Source organism: Methylobacterium sp. E-005, from assembly GCF_022829725.1.
Lineage (GTDB): Bacteria > Pseudomonadota > Alphaproteobacteria > Rhizobiales > Beijerinckiaceae > Methylobacterium.
The window spans coordinates 1-4576 of sequence record NZ_JAKSYG010000071.1 but is presented as its reverse complement, the minus strand read 5'-3'; the positions used below and the strand labels follow the sequence as shown (position 1 = coordinate 4576).

General features: G+C 67.3%; 4 protein-coding genes. 3 read left to right on the top strand and 1 reads right to left on the bottom strand.

Annotation, left to right across the window (positions count from 1 at the left end; all coding sequences use genetic code 11):
* Nucleotides 1-231 precede the first annotated feature (231 nt).
* From MKK88_RS07565 to MKK88_RS07555, 3 genes are all read left to right on the top strand, one after another.
* Nucleotides 232-945: a hypothetical protein gene (locus tag MKK88_RS07565; protein ID WP_243998438.1), complete on the top strand. Its 714-nt coding sequence runs from the start codon at nt 232-234 to the stop codon at nt 943-945.
* 67 nt (nt 946-1012) lie between these two features.
* Nucleotides 1013-2494, top strand: a complete 1482-nt coding sequence (locus tag MKK88_RS07560) for a hypothetical protein (protein WP_243998436.1) — start codon at nt 1013-1015, stop codon at nt 2492-2494.
* A 113-nt stretch (nt 2495-2607) separates the two neighbouring features.
* Nucleotides 2608-2865: a hypothetical protein gene (locus MKK88_RS07555; RefSeq protein WP_243998434.1), complete on the top strand. Its 258-nt coding sequence runs from the start codon at nt 2608-2610 to the stop codon at nt 2863-2865.
* Between the two features lie 316 nt (nt 2866-3181).
* Here the strand turns inward: MKK88_RS07555 and MKK88_RS07550 are convergent, their stop codons facing one another.
* Entirely contained in the window at nt 3182-4240 is a 1059-nt protein-coding gene (locus tag MKK88_RS07550; protein ID WP_243998431.1) for a hypothetical protein, read from the bottom strand.
* Nucleotides 4241-4576: the final 336 nt, after the last annotated feature.

Genomic DNA, 4576 nt, shown 5'->3' with positions numbered 1-4576 from the left:
TCTCCGCTCGTCGCGATTGGCGAATAGCTCCGGCGGGCAGGTGACGATGACGGCGTAGACCTGCCGCCAAGCCACACCCCACGCCTCCATCGCCTCGTCCTGCACCGCGCGGGCTCGCCACCACCGAGATCTACACGCCCCTGAACCCCCGTTCCCTACACGACGCTTTCCCGCTCCCTGCGCGGAAATCTGCGGCGCCGGACTATCGTCGCCGGCACCCTTGCCGCCGCTGTGCCCCGGCCGGCTATCGCGGCACCTGTCATCTCGGCGCCTGCTCAACAGCATCCCGACGCCGAGCTGCTGGCGCTCGCCGAGCGGTGGTCGCGAGCCCGCGCGGTGCAGGACGAGGCGATGGAGGCGTGGGGTGTGGCTTGGCGGCAGGTCTACGCCGTCATCGTCACCTGCCCGCCGGAGCTATTCGCCAATCGCGACGAGCGGAGATGCATTGGCGCGGGCCGGCGCTTCCCGACACTGTTCGGCGTGAGCCTCCGACACGTCGCCCTCGATTGGGGCACCCCCGAGGTCCATACCGAACAAGCCTGGACCGGTAAGGCCCTGCGGATCGCGATTGCCCGGGCGGTGCCTCTGCTCGGTAGAGGTGGGCTGACGCCGGGACGCATCCGGCGCTGGAAAGCCATGCTGCCGATCGCCGACGCCTTCGACGCTCGGGTGGAGGCAGTCGAGGCTACGACCGGCCGGCGGCGCCTTGAGGAGGCTCGCCGGGTCGCGGAGGACGAGTTCCGAGACCTGAACCGCGAGGTCGGCCGACACGTCGCCACCACGCCGGAGGGCATGACCGCCTTGGTCCGCGTGATCGGCCGCTACCCCTGGAAGGATACGGGCGGCGCGTGGCCGAACCTGCTGCGCAGCGCTGCCAACGTCGCCGGCATCGACCTCGCCGACCTCGACCACGAGCACGACAGCATCAACGCCAGCCGCGCCTGACGCCGCCACCGCGCGGCGCGCATTCCCGCCGCGCCTCCTGTCATCCTGTGATCCTTGGAGGCTGATTATGGCCCCTCTCAAGCTGTCCAACCCGTTCCGTAGCGCCGACGCGGCCCCATCGCTCAAGCGCCGCGCGGCCGCTCTGAAATCCGACCTGCTAAACCTCACGACTCGGCCGGCGACGCCGAACCCGCTGCCCGCTCGCGGCTCGCCGGAGGCCATTGAGGCCTGGCGTCGGGCCTGCACCGAGTTCGACCGGCTGACGGCCCTGTCCGATGCCGAGTATGCCGCCCTGCGTATCGGCGACAGCTTCACGCTCTGGACCACGGAGGGAGTCAAGGCGGCCCAACGCGGGGATTTCACCCGGTTCTCACCCCGCGAGATGCCGACCGCCCGCGCCAAGACCGCCGCCGAACTGGCCGACCTCCTCGTCATCGCCGCACGCCGGGATCTGCAGTTCGCCGAGGCGCGGCGACAGACGGGCATCCGCGAGCTGTTCGCGCTGGCCTATCCGAACGGCGAGGATCCCGCGCCCGAGGCCGACCCGCAGGGCGACTATGCCCACGTCATCATCGCGGAGCACCGGGCCGCCTATGCTGCCTGGAAGCCACTCGGCCATGCATGGAACACCGCCCGAGGCGGGACGGCAGAATATGAGGCAGCCGAGAAGGCGGAGGCCGAGCCCTACCACATTCAGGCCGAGGCGTTCGGCGAGCTGATCGACACACGCGCCACCACCGTGGGCGGTCTCGTGGCGCTCGCCGCCTACCTGCCGGGTGCGGTGTTCGATGCCAACTGCGTTGAGGTGGAGGAGGACGCCCGGCGGGCGCTCCGCAGCATGTGCAACGGGGTGTTGAAGCTGTTCGGTGACGAGGCCGACGCTGCATTGATCGCGTTGGAGGCTGAGTTCCTAGAGACCGATGCTGCGTTCCGAGCCGCGGCGGATGCTCTGCGTGTCGCGCGGGATCGGTACGATAAGCCGCCCGTCCCTGTTGGCCTCAAGGTATGGTCGCACGATTGGGTCTATCCCTCGATACCCAGACCCAGAACGCAGCCTCTTGCCGGTGGCCGAGAACTCCTCCTGCCATACGGTGCGGAAGAGGTAGAGATCCTGCGGTTGCAGCCGTGCCTAGGCCACTTCGTCGGCGGCGCTGAGGGCGAGCTTCAGCCTGACGGCGTGACGCGTCTTCGACCGGACCCGAGGGCGCAGGCCCGTGCCGATGCCATCGTGGCAGCGTGGGATCAGTGGCAGGGGCAAATCGGGGAAGTCCGTGCGGCATTGAACCTCGACGCCTTGGAGGCCGCCTACGATGCGACGAAGGCCACCCGTGACGCTGTTCTACAGCGGGTTCGCGAAGCTACGGCGCGGGGACTGGCCGGCCTTGCGATCAAGGCGCGCATCGCCGCGAACATGGCGTGCGAGACCGACCCTAAGGGTTCCGGCAAGGACTACGACCCCGACGATAGCGATGGGCTGCTGATGGACCTCGCAGGCGACGTTCTAGCCGTGACTGGCGGACTCCCAGAGGCTCACCGCCCGAAGGACTGATCCGGCTCTAGCGCCGCGTGCGCCGAGCCTGTCCTCCTCCCCGTCGCCGTGCGTACCGACCCGGCCGGTTCATGCCGGGGGACTACAGGTCCAACCCCATCGAGACCCTAACCATGAGCAAGATTGTAGCCTTCCCGGGCCGCCCGAGTCTGCCCGCCGCCAAGCCGATCCCCCGGGAGGAGTTCGAGCGGCTGGCAGAACTCGCCCTCGACATCGTAGACCGCATCGTCGCCATCTTGGATGACGGCGACGGGGATCCTGACCGTGAAGACGGAGGGGACAGCGAACCCAGCCTCGGCGCGCCCGAGAACCATCACGAGAGCCAGGTCGTTTGGTTGCGCGGCACCGACCGCGATCTTGAGGATGAGTGATGCCGACAGGCCTTCCGCGACAGGCGCCGACCCTCGGGGAGGGGATCCGGTTGGCTGTCCTAGTCGCGGCCTTCCACTGGCACGGCATCCGTCGCCGTGCCGCAGCTCGCCGCATGGTCCGGATCGGGGCGGACCGTGGGCATGCGAGGTGGGAGCGGGCCGCGACGCGTTGGCTGACCTGTAGCGCTCGGATCTCCAGCTACCTTCAAGAACCGGAACCGCCTGAGGCTCAGCAGTTGCGCGACAGGATGGCCCGGTTACAGGCTGCTCGCTCGGTGGTCTAAGTCCTCTCAGGGGTACGCGTCTCGCGCGTACCCTACAGGCCCTCATGGATTTCGACCGCGGCGTAGGAGTTGCCGCGATGACGGACGCAAAAGGCGAACCCAGTCTCAGGGCAACGATACCGCGCCGCCGATCCGCATCCGCCATGGGAGCACCCGGCCACGACTTGATCAGGTTGGGTTCGCCCCTCTCTGATAGGGTCTAGGATAATCCTCTTTGATTTCTCCTGGATACATGGGGGCTGACCCTTTGCCCACGGCTTGGACTGACCTTCTGTCTGGGTGAGGGACTGATGGATGGGCCCCTCCCCGGTCAAATGTTCTGCCCAGCTATCGAACTGACCGTCTGCCCAGGCCTGGCTCCCGGCTTTGTAATCGTCCGCGGTCAGTCGGATCCCAGGACGGGACCTGAAGCCCTGCATGGTCATTCGCTGCCGGACGCTGTGATACGGGATGCCGTTCTCCGGGTGCCTCTCATTCATCACGTTCCCAGCCGGCCCAGCTTCGGGATCGATAGGTTGTTCCTCCCGCTCGGGCGACGCCGCCACGGGGACGGCAGCGCTGATCGTCGCGTCGGCGACTGGGCTTGGAGCGGGCTCTGGCATGAGGATGGACGCCGGCACCGCATGGGTTTCGGCGGGTGCGGGCGCGGTGTTCTCGGCTTTGGTCTCGCCTGCCTCGCGGGCCGCATTCTCTGCTGCCCGCTGCTTCGGGTTGACACCCTTTGAAACGCCCCCGCGTCGCGCCCGGGGTTCCTGCTGTTCGATCTCGGAGTTGAGCACGGGATAGATCACCCGCATGGGCCTGCCCCGGATCGGCTCTTCGATGCGGAGGATGTGGCCGCTGGTCTCAAGCTCCGCGAGGCCCTGTTTGATGCTGGAGGTGCTGACAGCGGCCGACTTCGCCATCGTGGATTTGGTCTGCCAGCACCCCCCATTCGTGGCATTGAAGCCGAAGCTTAGGACCAGCGCCGTGCGAAGCGCACCGCACGACACTCTCTTGTCTGAGGCGACGTTCAGAAGCCAACCCTGCATGGCTATTGGCTTCTTGCCGGGCGCCCACGTGAGGGGCGTGCGCGAACTTTTCTCCAACATCGACCCATCCTCCGGGACCGAACGTCGGTCCGGTGAGTCCGTACAGAAAAGCGACGCAAAACCCTTAGCAGGGATGGCTCAGGACTACGAAGACGGCGGGGACGCTGAACCGCCCCTGGCCGCGCGCGAGAACGCCGCTGGCTCACAAGTGACATGGCTGCGCGGGAACGATCAGTGTGTTTCGGCGTGCAACTTTGGCTCTGACTCATTCTCGCTGACGCCGGCGGCGTTGAGGTTGCGGATATCTACGATGGAGCCGCAGCATGCGCCCCCGCTTCAGGCCGTCGAGCCTCGTACCTGCCGGACTCGTCGTCGATCACCTCGATGTCGGCATTG

Coding starts and splice junctions, on each gene's coding strand:
- MKK88_RS07560 (WP_243998436.1), top strand. CDS start 1,013: ATGGCCCCTCTCAAGCTGTCCAACCCGTTCCGTAGCGCCGACGCGGCC.
- MKK88_RS07555 (WP_243998434.1), top strand. CDS start 2,608: ATGAGCAAGATTGTAGCCTTCCCGGGCCGCCCGAGTCTGCCCGCCGCC.
- MKK88_RS07550 (WP_243998431.1), bottom strand. CDS start 4,240: ATGTTGGAGAAAAGTTCGCGCACGCCCCTCACGTGGGCGCCCGGCAAG.